The sequence below is a fragment of the Ruegeria sp. TM1040 genome (assembly GCF_000014065.1).
GTDB lineage: Bacteria > Pseudomonadota > Alphaproteobacteria > Rhodobacterales > Rhodobacteraceae > Epibacterium.
Genome location: NC_008044.1, coordinates 2,738,956 through 2,757,238, shown reverse-complemented (window position 1 = coordinate 2,757,238; position 18,283 = coordinate 2,738,956). Strand labels below are relative to the sequence as shown.

At 61.7% G+C, this 18,283-nt stretch carries 23 protein-coding genes; 6 read left to right on the top strand and 17 right to left on the bottom strand.

What is annotated here, in order from left to right; genetic code table 11:
- Positions 1-99 precede the first annotated feature (99 nt).
- The 3 genes from TM1040_RS17545 to hmgA form a co-directional block, all read right to left on the bottom strand.
- The gene (locus TM1040_RS17545; RefSeq protein WP_011539937.1) at positions 100-1,050 is read right to left on the bottom strand and encodes an MBL fold metallo-hydrolase; all 951 of its coding nucleotides are present in this window, start codon (positions 1,048-1,050) and stop codon (positions 100-102) included.
- A gap of 82 nt (positions 1,051-1,132) precedes the next feature.
- Complete coding sequence (gene fahA / locus TM1040_RS17540; RefSeq protein WP_011539936.1) at positions 1,133-2,389, bottom strand: fumarylacetoacetase; 1,257 nt, start codon at positions 2,387-2,389, stop codon at positions 1,133-1,135.
- Between the two features lie 117 nt (positions 2,390-2,506).
- Positions 2,507-3,862 carry a homogentisate 1,2-dioxygenase gene (hmgA, locus tag TM1040_RS17535; RefSeq protein ID WP_011539935.1) on the bottom strand — a complete coding sequence of 452 codons (1,356 nt, stop codon included), beginning with the start codon at positions 3,860-3,862 and terminating at the stop codon, positions 2,507-2,509.
- 76 nt (positions 3,863-3,938) lie between these two features.
- Between hmgA and TM1040_RS17530 the strand changes: the two genes are divergently transcribed.
- Positions 3,939-4,397 (top strand): MarR family winged helix-turn-helix transcriptional regulator, encoded by a 459-nt coding sequence (locus TM1040_RS17530; protein ID WP_011539934.1) that lies wholly within the window; start codon positions 3,939-3,941, stop codon positions 4,395-4,397.
- A gap of 97 nt (positions 4,398-4,494) precedes the next feature.
- On the top strand, positions 4,495-5,640 hold the full coding sequence (locus TM1040_RS17525; protein WP_011539933.1) for an adenylate/guanylate cyclase domain-containing protein: 1,146 nt from the start codon (positions 4,495-4,497) through the stop codon (positions 5,638-5,640).
- 190 nt (positions 5,641-5,830) lie between these two features.
- Here the strand turns inward: TM1040_RS17525 and TM1040_RS17520 are convergent, their stop codons facing one another.
- From TM1040_RS17520 to TM1040_RS17505, 4 genes are all read right to left on the bottom strand, one after another.
- A complete protein-coding gene (locus TM1040_RS17520; protein ID WP_011539932.1) occupies positions 5,831-6,640 on the bottom strand; it encodes a division plane positioning ATPase MipZ in 810 nt (269 codons plus the stop codon).
- 284 nt (positions 6,641-6,924) lie between these two features.
- Positions 6,925-7,146 (bottom strand): 50S ribosomal protein L31, encoded by a 222-nt coding sequence (gene rpmE, locus TM1040_RS17515; protein WP_011539931.1) that lies wholly within the window; start codon positions 7,144-7,146, stop codon positions 6,925-6,927.
- 11 nt (positions 7,147-7,157) lie between these two features.
- Positions 7,158-7,529, bottom strand: a complete 372-nt coding sequence (gene rplS / locus TM1040_RS17510) for a 50S ribosomal protein L19 (RefSeq protein WP_011539930.1) — start codon at positions 7,527-7,529, stop codon at positions 7,158-7,160.
- 263 nt (positions 7,530-7,792) lie between these two features.
- Positions 7,793-9,007, bottom strand: coding sequence for an MFS transporter (locus TM1040_RS17505; RefSeq protein ID WP_011539929.1), 1,215 nt, complete (start codon positions 9,005-9,007; stop codon positions 7,793-7,795).
- 67 nt (positions 9,008-9,074) lie between these two features.
- On the opposite strand from TM1040_RS17505, the gene TM1040_RS17500 reads away from it, so the two are divergent.
- Positions 9,075-9,500, top strand: a complete 426-nt coding sequence (locus tag TM1040_RS17500; protein ID WP_011539928.1) for a helix-turn-helix domain-containing protein — start codon at positions 9,075-9,077, stop codon at positions 9,498-9,500.
- A 76-nt stretch (positions 9,501-9,576) separates the two neighbouring features.
- On the opposite strand, the gene TM1040_RS17495 is transcribed toward TM1040_RS17500, so the two are convergent.
- Positions 9,577-9,909, bottom strand: coding sequence for a YegP family protein (locus tag TM1040_RS17495; protein WP_011539927.1), 333 nt, complete (start codon positions 9,907-9,909; stop codon positions 9,577-9,579).
- 156 nt (positions 9,910-10,065) lie between these two features.
- On the opposite strand from TM1040_RS17495, the gene TM1040_RS17490 reads away from it, so the two are divergent.
- Positions 10,066-10,458, top strand: a complete 393-nt coding sequence (locus TM1040_RS17490; protein ID WP_011539926.1) for a hypothetical protein — start codon at positions 10,066-10,068, stop codon at positions 10,456-10,458.
- Here TM1040_RS17490 and trmD read toward each other — a convergent pair whose 3' ends face one another.
- Entirely contained in the window at positions 10,459-11,259 is an 801-nt protein-coding gene (gene trmD, locus TM1040_RS17485; RefSeq protein WP_011539925.1) for a tRNA (guanosine(37)-N1)-methyltransferase TrmD, read from the bottom strand.
- 86 nt (positions 11,260-11,345) lie between these two features.
- On the opposite strand from trmD, the gene TM1040_RS17480 reads away from it, so the two are divergent.
- A complete protein-coding gene (locus TM1040_RS17480; protein WP_166485564.1) occupies positions 11,346-12,332 on the top strand; it encodes a phosphotransferase in 987 nt (328 codons plus the stop codon).
- On the opposite strand, the gene rimM is transcribed toward TM1040_RS17480, so the two are convergent.
- Genes rimM through ffh form a run of 8 tightly spaced genes read right to left on the bottom strand, consistent with a single transcriptional unit; the run spans position 12,333 to position 17,108 of the window.
- Positions 12,333-12,848, bottom strand: a complete 516-nt coding sequence (gene rimM / locus TM1040_RS17475; protein ID WP_011539923.1) for a ribosome maturation factor RimM — start codon at positions 12,846-12,848, stop codon at positions 12,333-12,335.
- 1 nt (position 12,849) lies between these two features.
- Positions 12,850-12,999 carry a hypothetical protein gene (locus tag TM1040_RS20385; RefSeq protein WP_166485563.1) on the bottom strand — a complete coding sequence of 50 codons (150 nt, stop codon included), beginning with the start codon at positions 12,997-12,999 and terminating at the stop codon, positions 12,850-12,852.
- Positions 13,000-13,037: 38 nt separating this feature from the next.
- Positions 13,038-13,691, bottom strand: a complete 654-nt coding sequence (bluB, locus tag TM1040_RS17470; protein ID WP_011539922.1) for a 5,6-dimethylbenzimidazole synthase — start codon at positions 13,689-13,691, stop codon at positions 13,038-13,040.
- 4 nt (positions 13,692-13,695) lie between these two features.
- Positions 13,696-14,061: a 30S ribosomal protein S16 gene (gene rpsP / locus TM1040_RS17465; RefSeq protein ID WP_011539921.1), complete on the bottom strand. Its 366-nt coding sequence runs from the start codon at positions 14,059-14,061 to the stop codon at positions 13,696-13,698.
- A gap of 59 nt (positions 14,062-14,120) precedes the next feature.
- Complete coding sequence (locus tag TM1040_RS17460) at positions 14,121-14,429, bottom strand: chorismate mutase (protein ID WP_011539920.1); 309 nt, start codon at positions 14,427-14,429, stop codon at positions 14,121-14,123.
- A complete protein-coding gene (locus tag TM1040_RS17455; protein ID WP_011539919.1) occupies positions 14,422-15,027 on the bottom strand; it encodes a GNAT family N-acetyltransferase in 606 nt (201 codons plus the stop codon). Before TM1040_RS17455 ends, TM1040_RS17460 begins: the two co-directional genes overlap by 8 nt.
- A complete protein-coding gene (locus TM1040_RS17450) occupies positions 15,024-15,554 on the bottom strand; it encodes a GNAT family N-acetyltransferase (protein ID WP_011539918.1) in 531 nt (176 codons plus the stop codon). The genes TM1040_RS17455 and TM1040_RS17450 overlap by 4 nt, the downstream gene beginning before the upstream one ends.
- Before the next feature lie 9 nt (positions 15,555-15,563).
- A complete protein-coding gene (ffh, locus tag TM1040_RS17445; RefSeq protein WP_011539917.1) occupies positions 15,564-17,108 on the bottom strand; it encodes a signal recognition particle protein in 1,545 nt (514 codons plus the stop codon).
- A gap of 451 nt (positions 17,109-17,559) precedes the next feature.
- Here ffh and TM1040_RS17440 point away from each other — a divergent pair, with 451 nt between their 5' ends.
- Positions 17,560-18,252, top strand: a complete 693-nt coding sequence (locus tag TM1040_RS17440) for a hypothetical protein (RefSeq protein WP_254658841.1) — start codon at positions 17,560-17,562, stop codon at positions 18,250-18,252.
- Positions 18,253-18,283 lie beyond the last annotated feature (31 nt).

Here is an 18,283-nt window from a genome sequence, read left to right as displayed (position 1 = left end):
CGGGTACTGGGCCGGTCCCTCGGTGGGGGACCGGTGCAGGGGCGGTCAAGGCCGCCAATGGCTGTGATGTGTCTCTAACCCATGGGTTAGAGACTGATATCAGGACTGCAGCGCCTCCCACATCTCCAGATCGCGCTGGGCGGTCCAGATGCGGGGGGTGTCGATGCCACGGGCCTCGTCATAGGCGCGGGCGACGTTGAACGGCAGGCAGTGTTCGTAGATCGCGTAGTCCTTGAACTTGGGGTCACAGGCGTCGCGCACCGCGTCCCATGCTTCCTTGAGCGATCCGCCACGCGCGGCAACCTTGGCTGCGGGGCGATAGGTGCTTTCCACAAAGTCGCGGGTGTTTTCAATGGCGGCGTTGACCATGTCCTTGCCGACCAGCGCGTCACCACGACCGGGGGCGATGGCGTCCACGTCATAGGCTTTGATGTTGTCGAGCGTCTTGCCCCAGTCGCCAAAATGCCCGTCGCCGCAGTAGCAGGCGGAGTGATATTCAACGATGTCGCCGGTGAACATGACGTTCTGATCCGGCACATGGATCACGGCGTCGCCAGCGGTATGGGCGCGGCCCAGATGCTTGATGTCGACACGGCGGTTGCCGAGGTAGACGGTCATGCTGTCCGAAAACGTGGTCGTCGGCCATGTGAGGCCGGGGATGCTTTCATGACCCTCGAACAGGCGCGGGAATCGCTGGAATTCGCTGTCCCAGTCTTCCTGGCCGCGCTCGACGACCATGGCGCGTGCCGTGTCGGACATGATGATGTTCTGGGCCCCAAAGGCCGAGGCCCCGAGCACACGCACCGCGTGGTAGTGGGTGAGCACCACATGGCTGATCGGTTTGTCGGTCACGGAGCGCACACATTCGATCACCTTGTTGGCCAGACGCGGGGTTGCCTGCGCCTCGACGATCATCACCGAGTCATCGCCGATGATCACACCTGAATTCGGGTCGCCCTCGGCGGTGAAGGCATAAAGTCCCTCGCCCACCTCGGTGAAGGAGATTTTCTTTTCGCTCATGTCGCCTTGGGATGCGAAGGCCTTGGCCATGGTTGCGTATCCTTTTTGTCTGGTCCGCCGGAGGTCAGGTTGGGGTGCCTCCGGCGGAGGTATTTGAGGAAAGATGGAACCGTCAGCGTGCAAACGGATCGCTGAGGGCGGGCAGCACCGTGCCGGTGCAGTCGCCAAAGCCGATGGTGTAGCCCTCGCCCTTGGCCGCGCCTTTGAGGGTCAGCGTGTCGCCATCCTCGATAAAGCTGCGGGTATCGCCCGAAGGCAGGGTGAGAGGCTCCTTGCCACCCCAGCTGAGTTCGAGGAGCGAGCCGCGTTCGTCCTTGTTCGGACCGGAGATGGTGCCGGAACCCAGCAGGTCGCCCGCGTTCATCGGGCAGCCCGATGTGGTGTGATGGGCCAGTTGCTGCGCGGCGGAATAGTACATTTCCTTGTAGTTGGTGCGTGCGATGGTGGCCTCTTCGCCCCCCTCGGGGCGCAGGGTCACGGCAAGGTCGATGTCATAGAGCATCGGGCCACAGTCCTTGAGGTGATCGAGAAGCTCGACCTCCCGCGCGGGGGTGTCGCAGCGGAAGGGCTCCAATGCGGCCTTGGTGACGATCCAGGGGCTGATGGTGGTGGCGGTCGCCTTGGCCTGAAAAGGGCCGAGCGGCTGGTATTCCCAAGCCTGAATATCGCGGGCGGACCAGTCGTTCAGCAGCACATAGCCAAAGATGTGATCGTCCGCGTCCTGCACCGTGATCGGCCCGTCGGAGGGTGTCCCGACGATGGCTCCCATCTCCAGTTCGATGTCAAAGCGCGCACAGGGGGCCCAACGGGGTGCGTCGTCATTTGGCCCCTTGAGCTGACCCCAGGGACGGCGCACATCGGTGCCGGAGACCACAACCGAGGAGGCACGACCATTGTATCCGATCGGAATATGCAGCCAGTTTGGCGGCAGCGCGTTCTCGGCGCCCCGAAACATGGTGCCGACATTGGTGGCGTGATGACGCCCGGCATAGAAATCGGTGTATTCCGACACCATGATTGGCATATGCATCTCAGCGCCTGACATCGGTACGAGACAAGGCTCGACCTTGTTTTGCGCGTCCGAGCCCTCTTCCAGAAGCGCGATCAGGCGGGTGCGCAACGCGGCCCAGACCGCGGGGCCTTCTTCCATAAACTCGTTCCAGAAGGGCATTTCGAACATTGGCTCATCTGCGAGGTCGATCAGCCCCGCCGCCTCTGCCGCAGCAAGATCGAGGATCATATCGCCGATGGCGACCCCACAGCGCGGATCACTGTCGGGGGTTGAAAACACGCCATAGGGAAGGTTGTTCAGCGGAAAAGGGTGGTCAGCGGAATTGGCCGACGTCACCCAGGACTTTTTCAAAGGCATGCGCGTTCCTTTTTGGTGGTGAGGGCTCTGCTGGCCCTCCTTCAGCTTTTTACAAATATCTCGGGGGTGAATGCGGCCCCAATTGGGGCCGCAGAGGGGGCAGCGCCCCCAGCCTCCCTATTTCTTACCGGGCGTGCCGTCGAATTTCTTCTCAAGGTCGCTCCAGCAATCAATATACGTATCCTGAAGCGGTGCTTCCTTGGCTGCAAACTCTGTCAGATGCTGGGGGAAACGTGTTTCGAACATGAACGACATGGTATTGTCGAGTTTCTCGGGGCCAAGGTTCGAATTCGACGCCCCTTCAAAGGCCTCCCGGTCAGGTCCATGCGGCAGCATCATGTTGTGAAGGCTTACACCACCGGGGACAAAGCCCTGCGGTTTGGCGTCATACTGCCCGTAGATATTGCCCATCAGCTCCGACATGATGTTCTTGTGATACCACGGCGGGCGGAAGGTGTTTTCCGCCACCATCCAGCGTTCGCGGAACAGCACAAAGTCGATATTGGCCGTGCCCGGCTGGCCAGAGGGCGCGGTGAGCACGGTAAAGATCGACGGATCCGGATGGTCAAACAGGATCGCCCCGACCGGGCAATAGGTGCGCAGGTCGTATTTATAGGGCGCGTAGTTGCCGTGCCAGGCGACCACGTCCAGAGGGCTCTGGCCGATCTTGGTCTCATGGAACTGGCCACACCATTTCACGGTCAGTGTTGAGGGCGCCTCGCGATCTTCAAAGGCCGCCACGGGGGCCTTGAAATCCCGCGGGTTCGCCATGCAATTCGCACCGATCGGGCCGCGGCCGGGCAGGTCGAATTTCTGTCCGTAGTTTTCGCAGACAAAGCCGCGCGCGGGACCTTCGAGCACTTCGACGCGATAGACCAGTCCGCGCGGAAGGATGGCGATCTCCTTGGGCTCAATGTCGATGATCCCAAGCTCTGTCGCAAAGCGCAGGCGGCCTTCTTGCGGCACCACCAGAAGTTCCGAGTCGGCGGAGAAGAAATATTCATCCTTCATCGATTCGGTCACGAGGTAGATATGGGTCGCCATACCGACTTGGGTGTTCACATCCCCCGCCGTGGTCATCGTGCGCATGCCAGTGAGCCAGGTGAGGCCCTCTTCGGTATGCGGCACCGGGTCCCAGCGGTATTGGCCAAGCGAAATCACATCTTCGGGAATATGCGGCGCGCTCTTCCAATAAGGCAGGTCGATTTTCTCGTAGCGGTGCGAATGCTTCACGCTGGGGCGGATGCGATAGCACCAGGTGCGTTCGGGGCGTTCCGCCGTAAAGGCGGTGCCGGAAAGCTGTTCGCCATAGAGCCCATATTCGCATTTCTGCGGGCTGTTCATGCCTTGGGGCAGGGCGCCGGGCAGGGCTTCGGTTTCGAAATCATTTCCAAATCCGGGCATATACCCCTCGTGGGTGCCCTGATTGGACGGGGCCTGGATCATCTGGTCCGGCAAAGCGTGACGGGTCATTTTGACCAACCTCCTCTTGCATTTTCCTCTCGGTAATAGTTGATTTTGTAACTAACAAGGGAGGCACAGCCTGGGCATGTCGAAAAATGATGATTTTGCGGTGCAGGATTTTCTGCCGTTTCTGCTCAACCGAGCGGCAGAGGATTCCTCGCTGGAGTTTCAGAAGCTCTACAAGGGGCGGTATGGGATGTTGCGGACGGAATGGCGGGTGCTGTTTCATCTGGGGATGTACACCCGCATGACCGCCAGCGACATCAGCCAGCGCGCCAGGATCCACAAGACCAAGATCAGCCGCGCCGTTGCCAAGCTGGCCGCGCGGCGCTGGGTCAGTCGTAGTCGCGACGAGTCAGATCGTCGCTCCGAACACCTGGAGTTGACGGCAGCAGGGCGCAGTGTTTACGAGGATCTGCGACAGCAGGCGCAGGTCTACGATCAGCGATTGACCCAGGGGTTTTCGGCAGAGGATGTTGCGCTCTTGCGCCGAATGTTGCGGCAATTGGCCAGCATGGAGCCGCCGGCTGACCGCACGCCTTGATCAGCAACAGGGGGATGGGGCCATTCACGCCGCGACCGAGGATCTGAAGAACTGGCTGACCGAACAGGGTCTGAAGGCGGTAGGGCGCGAAGAGCTCTTGCGCCGCTTCTGCGAGGAACTGGTCAACCACGGCGTGCCTCTGTTGCGGATGCAACTGTCGCAGCGCGCGCTGCATCCGGAATTCGGGGGGATCGGTTTCACCTGGACCCGTCAGGACGGGTTGAATTCCGAGTATTTTGAGCGCGTGGACCACAAGGAGCCACGCAATGAATGGGTGCAAAGTCCGTTCTTTGCTCTGATCAGCTCGGGCGAAGCGGAGTACTACAGTCGCTTCAGCCGCGAGGACGAAGCGCGCTTTCCGATCTTTACCCGCCTGAAGGAGATGGGGGCGACGAGCTATTTTGCCCATTGGCAGCCCTTTGGCGATTTCAGTCAGGCGCAGTTTGACCCCGATAGCCCCAATGCCGAAGGCTTGGTCGCGTCCTGGAGTTTTGATGGCCCGCCAGAGGAGGCCGAACCCTGTCTCGCGTTGCTGCGCAATGTGTTCGGGACGCTGGCACTGGTGTTGGCCGCTGCCGGAAACCGGGAGATGGGGCGCGCCCTTTTGCAAGTCTACCTGGGGCGCGATGCCGGGGCGCGGGTGCTGTCGGGTGAGATCGCGCGCGGCTCATCGCAACGTATTGATGCAGTGATCTGCCTGTTTGATCTGCGCGGCTTTACGGCCCTCTCAGAGTCGTTGCCGGGTGAAGAGCTTGTTGATTTGCTCAATGATTACTTCGGTCACGTTGTCCAGCTGATCCAGTCCCATGGGGGCAATATCCTGAAGTTCATGGGCGATGCGGTGATGGCGATGTTCAACCTCGGCACCCTGCAGGAGGACGCGCAGGCGGCCCTGCGGGCGGTGGCGGAGCTTGGTCCGCGCATGAGGGCCGTGAATGAGGTCCGCGCCGCCGAAGGCCTGCCGCTGGCGGAATACACGATGGCCCTGCACGCCGGCGAGATCCTCTATGGCAACATCGGCGCGCCGAACCGGCTGGATTTCACCGTGATTGGCCCGGCTGTGAACCTGACGGCGCGGATAGCCGACATGCATCGCGCCGTGGAGCGGTCGATCATTCTGTCGGAAGATGTCCGCGACGCCGCAGGCGCGGATGGCGCGGATCTGGTGTCCGTGGGCCGTTACATGTTGCGCGGCGTGGCGGAACCCATTGAGCTCTTTACGCTCTATCAACCGGAAACCTGAACACCCAAAAGAGCGGAGCGCCTGAGGGACGTGCCGACCTTTCGAAAGGGGTTTCCCCTCGTGACCGGGTGGACCCGCGCGCGCCGGGCCTTTGGCCCGGCGCGCGCCCTTCGCCGCGGACGCAGTGGCCCACCATAGGTGGGCCTACGCGGCTGCGGAAAGCCTCAACGCGAAGGGCTCCGCCGTTGGATCAGATGTCGATCTCGACCTCGGGGAGCTCCAGCGCCTTCATCATGTCGCGCAGCTCCTGACGGGCCGCGATATTGGAGATATTGAGCTGTTTGACCCCCACATCCTTGAGGTCCAGCAGAGTGAGCCCGCGCGGGAACAGCTCGCGGAAAATGACTCGCTCGGAAAAGCCCGGCGCGACGCGAAAGCCGATCCGTTTGGAGAGCATATTGATCGCGCGCTCCATCTTTTCCTTGTTCACCATTCGCTGCGTGCCGACACGGTTGCGGATCACGATCCAGTCGATCGGGGGCAAACCCGCCTGTGCGCGCAGCTGACGCGCGTTCCAGACCATCTCGGAGTAGACCGAGGGGCCTTTGATCTTCTCGCCTTTTTCGTCCGTATGCGCGAGCAGGTCAAAATCGACAAAACTGTCGTTGAGCGGCGTGATCAGCGTGTCGGCCAGCGAATGCGCCACCTGACTGAGGCGCGTGTGAGAGCCGGGACAGTCGATCAGAATGAAATCATAGATCGGCTCCAGCTCGGAAATCGCCGCAGAGAGACGCAGATCATAGATGTTCTCGCCCGGTTGCAATGTGTCCGGGTCGATCTCGGGCAGCTCGTGCAACGACACCATCGGCAGGTTGAGGTCGGACGCCGCGATAAAGGCCAGCCGGTTTTCCAGGTAACGCCCCAGCGAACGCTGCCGCAGATCGAGGTCCAACCCTGCCACCTTGTACCCCAGCCGTGCCAGCGTTGTGGCCACATGCATGGAGACGGTGGATTTCCCCGCGCCGCCCTTTTCGTTTCCGACGACAATGATATGTGCCATCTCACGGATCCCTTCAAACCTGCGCGGCTTTGGCTGCCACGCCTTGTGATTTGGCTGGACTATACGGCTCTGACGAATCAATGGGAAGCGGCCAAAACACCCCAGTTAGAGCCTATTTTGTACCAAACCCTGTCGTGCGACGACCCGGTGCGCCCTGTTGCCCTGAAGCCGCACTGAAATCGCACTGAAATCACGCTGCACGGGGCTGAAACGCAAAAACGCCGCCCCGGGGAGGGCGGCGTCTGATTGGCAATCCGAGAGGGATAAACCCTGCAAGGGATGGATTAGAAACCCAGACCTTCGTATTTTTTCTTGAACTTGGACACGCGGCCGCCGGTGTCCATCAGGCGCGAGGAGCCACCGGTCCACGCGGGGTGCGCGGAAGGGTCGATGTCCAGAGCCAGCTGGTCGCCTTCGTTGCCCCAGGTGGAGCGCATTTTGACAACGGTACCGTCGGTCATTTTGACGTCGATGAAGTGGTAATCGGGATGGATGTCTTTTTTCATGAGACCACTCCTTACGCTTTGGCTTTGTAGTTTGCGTCTTCGGCGATACGGGCGGATTTGCCGCGACGCGAACGCAGGTAGTAGAGTTTGGCGCGACGGACGCGACCACGACGAACCACCTCGATGGACTCGATGTTGGTGGAGTAGAGCGGGAACACACGTTCCACGCCTTCGCCGAAGGAAATCTTGCGGACGGTGAAGGAACCAGCGATGCCGGAGCCGTTCTTGCGGCTGATGCAGACGCCTTCGTAGGCCTGCACACGGGTGCGGGTGCCTTCGGTCACTTTGTAGCCGACGCGGATGGTGTCACCGGCTTTGAAATCGGGGATCTCTTTCCCCAGCGCAGCAATCTGCTCCGCTTCGAGTTGTGCGATCAGATCCATGATCGTCTCCTATGTTGCTCGTGGTTATATCCACGAAGGTCTTGTGATCCCCCAGAGCTCTTGGTCTTCACCGGGTCCGCAATCGCGCCCGCCAGAGATGTGGTGTCGTTACTTGTCGTCTGCGCCCTGCGTCGCGAGCCTGCCGAAGAAGACGGGCATAAGCCAAACAAAGCGAGCCCGGACGACTCGATCAGAGCCCCGGACGCGCGGTGTTTAGGCCAGATCCCCCTTCATTGCAAGCGCGATCGTCACCGGCAGGGCACCTAGGAGGCGCGCTCGGCGGCATCGGTTGCGCCGCGTGTGACCCCATAGGCCAGAAGCGCGACCAAGGCGGCCAGCCCAAGCAGGACAGCAAGGGTCGCGAAGGTCCCAGAGTAGCCCGCGTGGCGCACCATGGGCAGGGTCAGAAACGGAGAGACGATCTGCCCAAGAAAGACCGAAGTTGTCATGATCCCAGCAGCCCGCCCGCGCAGATCTGCGGGGGCGGCGCGCAGGGCAATTTCGTTGAAATTCGGAGAGACGGTGGCAAAGCCAAGCCCGACCAGCGCGGCCCCCAGAAAGATCATCGCAAGACCCGGCGCAAGGGCCAGTACCGCCATCCCAAGCCCCATGAGCCCATAGCCCAGCAGAAAGAGCCGCGCGTGCCCAAGCCGGGGTTTGAGCGTGCTGTAGCGGGTGGCCGCCAGCATCCCCGCGAGCGTCAGCGCCCCCATCACGGAGCCGATGATTGCCGTGTTTTTGATGCCGTGACTGGCGACAAAGAACGGCACCTGCGTGGGCATGGTGAAAAAGCAGATCGTGGTCAGCATTTGCAGCCCCGCGATGGCCCAAAGACCAAGCCCCAGCCTCTGTGTTGTCGCAGGGGGAGCACCGCGCGCGGTGGTCGCTGGGCTGGGGCGTTTGGGCTCTGAAATCGCACACCAGAGGATCGGGAGGATCAAGAGCGCGAGTCCGTGGATCGCAAACGCATGCATGGGCGACATCAGGGCGAGCACGCCCGCAAGGGTGATCGACACCAGCCCGCCGAGGTTTCGGGCCGAGATTTGCAGCCCCAGAACGCGACTGCGGGCCGCGCCGTCGAAGTAGTCCGCAATAAGAGCGGTCTGCGCTGTCATGATGAGGGCCACTGCCACCCCAAGGGCGAGGCGGCTCAAGAGGATCGCCTCAAGGCTGCCCAGGACCATGCCGAGGCTACCGGCCAGCGCAAAGAGCAGCACTCCACCAATCAACATCGGACGACGACCCAGTCGATCCGCCAGTACACCGGCCCACCCCGCGATCAGCACCACCGCCACCGAGGGCGCGGGCACCAGGAAACGTGTCAGAAGGGCCGCCTGCGGGTGGTCGGCAAACCGGGCCTCCAGGCCGGGCAGGGCGGGGCTGATGGCGGCATTGGCCATGGTCGTTAGCGTCGCGGCGAGCAACAGCGCAACCGCGCGACGGTCCAGCGCAGGCAGGGTGGAAGGGGCGGCAGTCATTGAGATCTCCTTGCCAAAATCAATTTCGAAGGGCAGGCTACGAATTCAAGTCAACTTGAGGTCAATAATGAAATTGCTCGACATCGGAGAAGTCGCAAAACAAAGCGGCACAAAGCCGTCGACGCTGCGCTATTACGAGGATAAGGGCCTGATCCAGTCGCTGTCGCGCAATGGGCTGCGACGGCAATATGGACCTATGGTGCTGGAGCAGCTGGCGCTGATCGCGCTTGGCAAGCAGGGCGGATTTTCGCTGGATGAAATCGGCGCGATGTTTGGCCCGGAAGGCCAGCCAGAGATTGCACGCACAGAGCTTGATGCGCGCGCGGACGAGATCCAGAGACAGGCGCAGCGCTTGGAGGCTTTGTCCGATATGATGCGCCATGTTGCCACCTGTCCGGCCTCCAACCACATGGAGTGCGACAAGTTCCAACGGCTGCTGCGGCTGGCGACGCGTATTCAGAGGCGCGGCGGCACCCCCAAAGGAAAGAGTTGAGCCCCGCGTTCGCGCAGGGCTCAGGCGATCCGGAGCTGCTCTGTTCTGAGGTCAGATCAGAGTGCCGAAGGGGAGATCAGGTCAGGTCTTCGATGCGGGCCTCGGGGGCGTTGCGCATCACCGACTCGATGCCGCCATCACGACCGGAGGCGCTTGCGTAGCTCTGCGAGGTGCCGATCACCTGACCGTTGCTGGCCTTGAGGTTGAACATATGCTTGCCAGCTGCGGTTTCCTTGCGCTCGAAACGGGCCTCGTCAGCGGCGTTCTTCTTGACCGACTCGATTCCGTTTTCGGCGCTGGCCTTTTGCTTGTAGCCTTCGCTGGCCAGGATGTTCTCGCCATTGCCCGCCTTGAGGCGGAAGCGAAATTCGCCTGCGTTGTCGGTGTAGAGTTCAAACTTTGCTGCCATCGGAGATCTCCCGGTTCTTACGTTTACTTACCAAGGCGACTAAAGCACGCCAGCCCCCCTCGGGCAACGGACAGATGTGCGTCAGGGCCGGTGTTCGCAGATTGACCCTACCGGCATCACAAGCCACACTGGCGCGGAACCACAGGAGATGGGTAAATGATTTTAAGGCACTGTTTTGTATTGGGGTTTTCAGCACTTGTGGTCGCGGGATGCGACTACGCGGGTCCGACTTCGGATGCGGCTGTTCAGAAACGCGCGCAAAATGATGCGCTCTGGGCGGAGCGGGTCACGGTGCGCGATGGCGCCAAGCCCTATGCCTTTAGCGCCGATCGGGCGCGTGGCGTGGCGCTGATCGCTCCGGCGGCAGCGGGCTTTGCCTATACGGTTGCAGATCTCGAGCGCATCACCGCTGCGCAGACGGAATGCAAAGCAGTGTTCCAGGACGGTATTCTGGATCTGCTGAAAGGCTACAGCGAGACAACCAACCTGCGCAGCACGCAAGAGCAGCTCGACAGTTTCAACCGCTGGCAGCTCAAGCTGGACTGCTGATCAGGTCTTGGACTTGCGCGCCTGATACGCCGCCCACAGATCCGGGCGGCGTTCTTGGGTGATCTTTTCGCTCATGTCCTGCCGCCACTCGGCGATTTTGCCATGGTGGCCGGACATCAGAACATCGGGGATCGCGCGGCCTTTCCAGTCGGCAGGACGCGTGTATTGGGGATGTTCGAGAAGACCCGAGGAGAAGCTCTCCTCTTCGGTGGAGGCCTGGTTGCCCAGCACGCCGGGAATGAGCCGTACGGTGGCATCAATGAGCGCCTGCGCCGCAAGCTCGCCACCGGTCATCACAAAATCCCCAAGCGAGACCTCCTGGATGCCGTAGTGTTCGAGCACCCGTTCATCGACCCCCTCAAAGCGTCCACACAGGAGTGTCAGCCCATCGCACCGGGCAAAGGTTTGCATCATCTGCTGGTCCATCCGCCGCCCGCGCGGGGAAAGGTAAATCAGAGGCCAGTTGCCGGCAGTGCCCTGCATGGCGTGTTCGATGGCGTCGCCCAGTACGTCGGCGCGCAGCACCATGCCCGCACCGCCCCCGGCGGGGGTGTCATCGACGTTCTTGTGCTTGCCAATCCCAAAGGGGCGCAGATCGACGGTTTCCAGCTGCCAAAGCCCTTGCTGCAATGCCTTGCCCGTGAGGCTCTCGCCCAGAACGCCCGGGAAGGCTTCGGGAAAGAGCGTAAGGATCTTTGCTTTCCAGACGCCCGCAAGATCCGGCGTGTCGCTCATCAACTCGCGAGGCTTGAGGCTGGCCCCGATCGAGAGGCGCCCATGGGATTTTGTTGGTTTGCTCATGGCAAAAGTGCATGCCGCCCTTCAGTAAGGTTTGCAATAGGGATTTGTGGGGGATTACTCATATGGAGCAGCGTCCCGGGGGGCACATGAGCGATACGTCCAATCAGTCCGGACCGGATCTGGATCGCGAGCGGGTCGCGCAGGCACTGGGGATTGCGACAGATCGCGCGCGATGGCGCCTGATCAAATCCACAGCCGCGCGCGAGGTCTTTTTGCTGGAGGGGACAGACTGCGATCCCTTGGTGGTGAAATATGACGATGACGTCTCGCAGGTGCGCTTTGGCGAATTGCTGTCGTGCTATCGCTCTTTGGAGCGTGTCATGGGACGCGATGGCGCCTTTCGAATGGTGCCTCTGGTCTGGGCTGATGCCGAAAACCGCGTTCTTGCGCTGAAGTATGTTCCGGGGCTCACAGCATATGCCCGGCTGGAGGCCGCCGAAATAGATTTCGACAGCCGCGCCGATGTATTGCGCCACTGTGGCGCATGGTTGAGGCAGCTGCATCAGAGCGCTTCAGACACCCCGCAGCCCTTTGACGGAGAGGGGATGCTGAAACGCGTACGCCGCGTTGCGAAGACCATTCGAAGCGGGTCGCAAGAGGTTGCCTATCCCAAGAAATTCCTTGGCATCTGTGCCTTCATGCACCATGTGACGCGCGGCGCACAGGGCAGGCCCTGCCGGCACGGGACGCGCCACGGAGATTTCCATAGCCGGAACGTCGTCTTTGGGCGCGATGGGCCGCTTTATGCTTTGGATCCGGCGCCGCGCGATACCGGTCCCGTGGCTTTTGATGTGGCGCGTTTCATGACCCGGCTCGGGTATTCCTTTGGCCTGGCGCGAACGCAAACGCGCGGATTGGCGGGACTCCCAGCGGCGGATTGGGTCGCGCTCAGCGCGGGATATGGTCATCCGTGTCAGGACGACCCTGTGGTGCATTTTCTTTTGTGCCACCAGCTCTTTAATGACTGGTTGCAGATGCCAGTAGAAAAGGAACACCGCAGCGCGTCGCAGCAGCGCCGAATTGAGCGGATAGTCTCGATGTTTGAAGTGCTGAGGCAGCAGCTTCAGACGTGATTAAAACACGCCCGCTGGTGGGTCTGCGATGATGCGGCCCTGAGAGAGGTCCACCGTCGGCACCGCCGCCTTGGTAAAGGGCAGAAGCACCGTGGCCGAGAGCCCCGGACCATGCAGTTCCAAGAGATCATCCGCGCCGTAGTTCTGCACCGCCTTCACGCGCCCCAGGAGCGTGCCGCCGGTGTCGTAGACCTCAAGCCCGATCAGATCGGCGTGGTAGAACTCATCATCGGGCAGCGAGGGCAAACGGTCGCGCGGCGCATAGAGCTGCACGCCTTTCAGCGCATCGGCCTGCTCCTTGGTTTCGACATCCACGATGCGGGCGGCAAAGCCGCCTTTGATCGCGCGGGTGATCGCCAGCGTGTAGCGGGTCTGACCGTCCGCGCCCAGGAGGGGGGAATAGTCTTCGATCTCTTCCGCGTTGGCGCAAAAGCTCTTGAGGCGGACCTCGCCGCGCACGCCAAAGGACCCCGCCAGAGCGCCCACGCAAATCAGATCTTCACTCACATCGCTCATGTCACATCCGGCAGATCATGCCGGTCCCCGTCTCTGTTCTTGTCCAATCACCGCCTGCGGCAGCGCATCGCTCGCGCGCGCCGCTGCGTTCATAAAGAACCCCGGCGCCAAAGGCGACAAGGGTGAAGATCACCATGCGGATCAGCCCCATGTTCGCCCCGATGTCAGTCCCACGTCTGCACCACCGCCTCAGCGGGTCTCGATCGGGAGTGCGGCAAAGCGCTGTTCCCAGCCTTCCTGCTCCAGTTCCGGCGTGTCCGACAGGCGCTCCGGGTGGCCGATGCAGAAATACCCGATGAGGCTCCAGCTTTGAGGCACATCCAGATCGCGCGCCATTCGGGCGGGATCAAGCACCGAAACCCAGCCGAGCCCCAGCCCTTCGGCGCGCAGCGCGAGCCAGAAGAGCGTGACCGCCGTCACCACCGAATAGCGGCGCATTTCCGGCATGCTGCGCGCGCCAAGGCCGTGCCCCTTGCCGGTCTCGTCATCGCAAAAGAAGGCGATCTGGACCGGGGCTTCGCGCATGCCGGAGAGTTTGAGGCGCGCATAGGTGGCAGCGCGATCCTCGCTGTAGTCCGCCAGCGCCTCGGCATTGGCGGTCTCGAAATTCTGTAGAGCCGCCGCGCGGGCGGTCTCGCTTTCGACGCGGATGATGCGCCAAGGCTCGCTGAGACCCACGGAAGGCGCCAGCGAAATGGCAGAGAGGCAGCGCGTCAGCACTGCCTCGTCCACCGGATCGGTGCGAAAGCGCCGGACGTCCCGGCGCAATTTCATCAACAGATCGAGCTCGGCGCGGAACGCCTGCGGGAAACATCCCTTTGCCTCCTGCACCGGGCCCGTCATGTGATTATTCCGCGTCTGCTGCTTCGGCGGCTTCTGCTGCCTTGGCGGCTTTCTCTTCAGCGCGCTCCTGAGCTTTCTTGCCCGGCTTCGCTTTGTTGGGGTTGTTGCGCTCGGTTTTCTCGCGCACGCCAGCCGCCTCGAGCATACGAGCCACACGGTCGGTGGGCTGTGCGCCTTTGTCGAGCCATGCCTGGATCTTTTCGATGTCCATTTTCACGCGCTCTTCGCTGTCTTTCGGCAGGAGCGGGTTATAGGTGCCCAGCTTCTCGATGAAGCGGCCGTCACGCGGCATGCGGGAGTCCGCTGCAACGATGCGGTAGAAGGGGCGTTTTTTGGAGCCGCCGCGGGCCAAACGGATTTTCATTGCCATGGTTTCATTCTCCTTTGATGGCGTTGAACGAGGTGTCCTGAGATCAGGTCGAACCCCGCTTATTCCTGGTGTTTCTTGTGGTGGCGGATGACCTCATCGATGATGAAGTTCAAGAACGCCTTGGCGAATTCCGGGTCCAGATCGGCCTCTCTCGCCAAGTCTTCGAGCCGTTCGATCTGCTTCGCTTCGCGCGCGGGATCGGACGGGGGAAGGTCGTGTGTCGCCTTGAGCTTGCCGACCGCCTGCGTGCGCTTGAAACGCTCGCCCAGCGTATAGACGATGATCGCGTCGAGGCGATCGATGCTCTCGCGGTGCTCTTTCAAAAGCGCGGCCGCACGGGCAACAGGATCGGTCGTCGTCTCAGTCAATGGCCCATCCTTTCGGTTTGAACAGCGGGTCGGCGTAATGGCCGATTTCCATCTCGATGCCATGGGTCAGCTGGCTGTCGCGCAGCTGCGCCGGGGTCGGGTGCCGGTAGACGGCATCGTTGCCGTCGATGGTCTGGGCCTCGTGGTCCTTCTTGGCACCGAGACGTTCGGCGAGACGGATCGAATCGAGGTTCTTGGGGTCGATATAGCTGACCGCGCCGTCCCATCCGGCCTGGGTGTAAAAGTAGTTGCGCGCCGCGTGGGTGGCTTCGAGAGCATAGCCCTTGCCGGCCTTCTCGGGCCAGATGATCCAGGCAATTTCGCGCTCTGGCCAGCCGGCGGGCTGCCAGCCACCGGCCATACCGTAGGTTTCATCGGTGATCTTGTCGTGGATCATCCACATGCCAAAGCCGCGCACCTGCCAGTGGCCGATCTCGGCGGCATAGAGCATCCATGCCTCGTATGTGTTCAGCGGCCCGCCCATGAAGCGCGCGCGATACGAGGTGAAGGTGGCCTTGAAATTCGGGTAGTCCTCTGCCTCGGGGCCACGCAGGATCAGGCGTTTGGTTTCGATCACGGGAATGGAGGGGGTGCTCATGCGTAGGCCTCCAGTCCGGGCCCGCTGCTGTCGGGGCTGTGACGATAGACCTGATCTGCCGCGTCATAGGTGCGCGCATTGAGATCCTCGACGGCGCCCATGCGCTTGGCCAGGGCGACCGAGCGCTGGTTGTTGCCGTCGATGTAGCTCACCAGAGTTGGCACTTCGAGGATTTCAAAGGCGTAGTCGCGCATCGCGGAGGCTGCTTCAAAGGCGTAGCCAAAGCCCTCGAACCCGTCAAAGACGATCCAGCCCAGTTCCAGTTCCGGGAAATGCGGAGGCTGGCTGATGCAAACCTGACCGGCCAGCTGTCCGTCCTTGGTTTCAATCGCAAGCCCGCCCCAGCCGAAGATCTCCCAGGAGCCGACCTCGGCCAGCATCCCGGCCCAGAGTTGCGAGCGGCTGGTGGGCACATCCATATAGCGCGACCGGTCGCTCTGGTAGAAGGACCAGAACGCTTCGAGATCCGCCGCAACATGCGGGCGTAGGATCAGTCGGTCGGTTTCTATGGTGGGGGCTGAGCTCATCTGAGGGGGTTACTTCTTCTTGCCAAATCCAGAGAGGCCACCGGGCAGGCCCATGCCGCCACCGAGGCCACCCAGCCCGCCGAGACCGCCGGGCAAACCACCCTTGCCGCCCATGGCCTTGGCTGCGGCCTCGAGCGCCTTGGGGTCCATCTGCGAGGGATCCATACCGCCGGGCATGCCACCGGGCATCTCGGGCATGCCGCCTTTGCCGAACATGCCTTTCATGGCCTGTTTCAGCATCTTGCCTTTGCCCATTTTGCCCATCTTCTTCATGACGTCCGCCATCTGGCGGTGCATCTTCAAGAGCTTGTTGAGGTCCGAGACCTCCATGCCGGAGCCTGCTGCAATGCGTTTCTTGCGGCTGGCCTGCAGCAGCGCGGGGTTTGCGCGCTCTTTCTTGGTCATGGACTGGATCATCGCGATCTGGCGCTTGACCATCTTGTCGTCAAAGCCGGACTCTTCGACCTGTTTGGCCATTTTGCCCATGCCCGGCATCATCTGCATCATGCCCTGCATGCCGCCCATCTGCTGCATCTGCTCCAACTGCATGCGCAGGTCGTTCATATTGAACTGACCTTTCATCATGCGCTTCATCATGCGCTCGGCCTGCTCAGCCTCGATGGTTTCCTGCGCCTTCTCGACGAGGGCCACAATGTCGCCCATGCCAAGGATGCGGCCTGCGATCCGGTCCGGCTCGAAGGTCTCGATGGCGTCCATCTTCTCGCCAAGGCCGACAAAGCGGATGGGCTTGCCGGTCACGGCGCGCATCGAGAGCGCCGCACCGCCGCGCCCGTCGCCGTCCATCCGGGTCAGCACGACGCCGGAGATGCCGATCTTGTTGTCGAATTCTTCCGCGACCTCGACCGCAACCTGACCGGTCAGACCATCTACCACCAGAAGCGTCTCGCGCGGGGAGACCACGTCGCGGACGTCTTCGACCTCTTTCATGAGGGTCTCGTCGATTTGCAGACGACCGGCCGTGTCGAGCATATAGACGTCATAGCCCCCAAGCGCGGCCTGCTGTTTGGCGCGTTTGGCGATGTCGACCGGGCTTTGGCCTTTGACGATGGGCAGGGTGTCGACGCCGATCTGGGTACCAAGCACCGCCAGCTGATCCATCGCTGCCGGGCGATAGACGTCGAGCGAGGCAAGAAGCACTTTCTTGCCCTCTTTTTCCTTGAGGCGCTTTGCAAGCTTACCGGTGGTGGTGGTCTTGCCGGAGCCCTGCAGGCCGACCATCAGGATCGGTGCGGGCGGGTTGTCGATCTTGAGCGCCCCGGGGTCCTCGTCGCCTCGCAGGGTCTCGACAAGCGCATCATGAACGATCTTCACGACCTGCTGGCCCGGTGTCACCGATTTGGTGACGGCCTGACCGGTGGCCTGCTCCTGAACCTTCTTGACGAAATCGCGGGCCACGGGCAGCGAGACGTCGGCCTCCAAGAGGGCGACGCGCACTTCGCGCAGGGCGGTTTTGACGTCGTCCTCGGAGAGGGCGCCCTGTTTTGTCAGCCGGTCGAAGACACCGGATAGGCGTTCGGATAGATTTTCAAACATGCCTTCGGCCTCCTTTGCCGGTTTATGACGCGTGCCCCTCATGTAAGGAGCGGTGAAACGAACCTCAATCACTCGCCACCAGATCGCAAGCCTGGGTACAAACCAATCTGGCCTGACCCCGCTGCGCAAGAGTGTGGGTGCAAACCAACAAGGTTTGCCCCCACGGGCGCAACGCGCTGGTGGAGGGCGATCCCTGGCAAACGCCAAGGACCGGAAGACACAACGACTCCCGGAATTGGCTCTGCCCTACTGTGCAGGCACCCAAGAGTCAAGAAAAAGGGCGACTGGTAGAGATCACCTCCCCTACCAGCAAGCGCGTGTCATCCGACCCCACCATTTCTGGCAGGTCGTCAGTGCGATGCCGGCCTGCTACCTCTTGGTGCCATACTGTTTTATTTGTCCGTGTCGCGTGGAGCGCGAAGGTGCCTGTTTGGAGGCGAGGGTCGTTGTGGTGAAGGTTCTTATTCTTGGTGTCGCGCAGGACGCGATGAGGGCTGTCGATTGGGATGGGGGGCTTTTTGATTACATCCTTGCCATCGAGGAGGCCTGGCACCTGCGGCCCGATTGGACCCATATGCTTCACAGTGACAGTCTTGCCCCCGACGACCGGCCCGTGCTGCTTGAGGCGGGACAGCAAGTCGTCACCGAGGCGGACTATGAGCCGGTGCTGACCCATTTCGGTGGGGCGGCCTATACCGGCAGTGATTTGGTCTTGGCGGCGAGCTATTGGGCGTTGGCGGCGCTAGAACCTGCGCAGGTGTTCTGTATGGGATGCGAGTTTGACTCCCCCGGAGCCCCCATCGAAGGGGACGCAAGAGCCGGCGCCTCCCGGTCAAATGGCGCGCGCGACCTGACAGCGAAGGCGCGTCGACTGGAGTATTTTGCCTCGCTCTGTGGCTGTGCCATTGCCAACCTCAGCTCCGAGAGCAGCGTTCTGCCCTTTCAACGGGCGACATTTGATGGCTTGGACCAGGTGCGGCCAGCCTATCCGTCCGAGGAGGCGTCTATGGTGGCACGCCAGCTTGAGCAGCAATACGGCGACCCTGCCAGCCCGAACGCGCAATACCCCTGCGCCCAAGGTATGGCCGAAATCGACGCGGCCTGGCGCAGGTGTTTCACACTGCGGGATGCGGCCGTGGCCTGAGGGGCGCGGGTTTGATATTGCCGAGCCCCTG